We start from the raw sequence: 1,470 nt of genomic DNA, 5'->3' as shown, positions 1-1,470 counted from the left end.
GGCAATGGAGAAGGGGTTCCACGCGTACCCATCCCGAACACGACCGTTAAGCCCTTCATCGCCGATGGTACTTGGACCGCAGGGTCCTGGGAGAGTAGGACGTCGCCAAGCCGACACTTTACAGTGTTAGTCGGATCTCTAAACGGGTCCTATGAGTAGTTTACGTTCCCTGATAGCTCAGTTGGTAGAGCACTCGACTGTTAATCGAGTTGTCACAGGTTCGAGTCCTGTTCGGGGAGCCACTTTTGCTCTCATAGCTCAGTAGGTAGAGTGCATCCATGGTAAGGATGAGGTCACCGGTTCGATCCCGGTTGAGAGCTCCACAGATTATAACATTGAATACTGCATTTTATATGCGGCCCGTTGGTCAAGGGGTTAAGACACCTCCCTTTCACGGAGGTAACAGGGGTTCGAATCCCCTACGGGTCACCATTATGGACGCTTAGCTCAGCTGGGAGAGCATCTGCCTTACAAGCAGAGGGTCGGCGGTTCGATCCCGTCAGCGTCCACCATCATATGCCGGTGTAGCTCAGTTGGTAGAGCGGCTGACTTGTAATCAGTAGGTCGAGGGTTCGACTCCTTTCGCCGGCACCATTTTCACCTAATGGGGATTAGCCAAGCGGTAAGGCAACGGACTTTGACTCCGTCATGCATAGGTTCGAATCCTATATCCCCAGCCATTTGTGAGAGCCATTAGCTCAGTTGGTAGAGCACCTGACTTTTAATCAGGGTGTCGAAGGTTCGAGTCCTTCATGGCTCACCAGTATTACTTTTATCGTGCGCGTGTGGCGGAATTGGCAGACGCACTAGACTTAGGATCTAGCGGGTTTCCCGTGGGGGTTCAAGTCCCTCCACGCGCACCATAATCGATTATGACACACTTACTTATTGAGTAAGTGTTTTTTTGTTCTTGCCTTTATTTCAAATGTAAGCAAATTGTTCAGTTAGTTGGATGTGCGATCCATGTTCGAGATAGAGCTGCTGGGTATCTCCTGGTTTGTTAAGAGGCTATATCTACAGTGGTTATAGGGGTGCGTGGCGATCTGACTTCTTTTCTGTAAGGGATAGATACGTCCTAGTAATGCTCTAGGATGGATCTAAATGGACTGTGCATGTACCACCAATATGTAGTGACCTTTTAACGTACGAGAGGGAAAAGGAGAGCTTGTATGGCTACTTAGATAGTGTATACAGGCTAATGCTCAGTACGATGGAAGAACCTAAATGGCGCACCGGATGCCTGAATAGTTATAGGAAAACATTTCAAGGTGAATAATCGAGATAAATGCTTGCGGAAGCTTGTACTTTATGATATATTATTTCTTGTCGCTTCTGCTTTAAGAAGTTTGAAATTAAGAAATGCGGACATAGCTCAGTGGTAGAGTATCGCCTTGCCAAGGCGAGGGTCGCGGGTTCGAATCCCGTTGTCCGCTCCAGAATATGTGCCTTTAGCTCAGCTGGATAGAGCGT

At 48.4% G+C, this 1,470-nt stretch carries 9 tRNA genes and 1 rRNA gene; all 10 read left to right on the top strand.

Annotation, left to right across the window (positions count from 1 at the left end):
* Positions 1-111: ribosomal RNA gene (rrf, locus tag ACXX53_RS23010) — 5S ribosomal RNA — on the top strand; the annotation flags it as partial.
* A gap of 55 nt (positions 112-166) precedes the next feature.
* A tRNA-Asn gene (locus tag ACXX53_RS23005) sits at positions 167-242 on the top strand.
* 5 nt (positions 243-247) lie between these two features.
* A tRNA-Thr gene (locus ACXX53_RS23000) sits at positions 248-323 on the top strand.
* A gap of 34 nt (positions 324-357) precedes the next feature.
* Positions 358-432 (top strand) — tRNA-Glu (locus ACXX53_RS22995).
* Positions 433-436: 4 nt separating this feature from the next.
* A tRNA-Val gene (locus ACXX53_RS22990) sits at positions 437-512 on the top strand.
* 6 nt (positions 513-518) lie between these two features.
* Positions 519-594: transfer RNA gene (locus tag ACXX53_RS22985), tRNA-Thr, on the top strand.
* A gap of 11 nt (positions 595-605) precedes the next feature.
* Positions 606-680: transfer RNA gene (locus ACXX53_RS22980), tRNA-Gln, on the top strand.
* 7 nt (positions 681-687) lie between these two features.
* Positions 688-763 (top strand) — tRNA-Lys (locus ACXX53_RS22975).
* Positions 764-779: 16 nt separating this feature from the next.
* Positions 780-863, top strand: a tRNA-Leu gene (locus ACXX53_RS22970).
* Positions 864-1,361: 498 nt separating this feature from the next.
* A tRNA-Gly gene (locus ACXX53_RS22965) sits at positions 1,362-1,436 on the top strand.
* The last annotated feature ends 34 nt before the right edge of the window (positions 1,437-1,470 follow it).

This window comes from Paenibacillus marinisediminis, from assembly GCF_054343325.1.
This window is presented reverse-complemented; position numbering and strand designations above follow the sequence as displayed.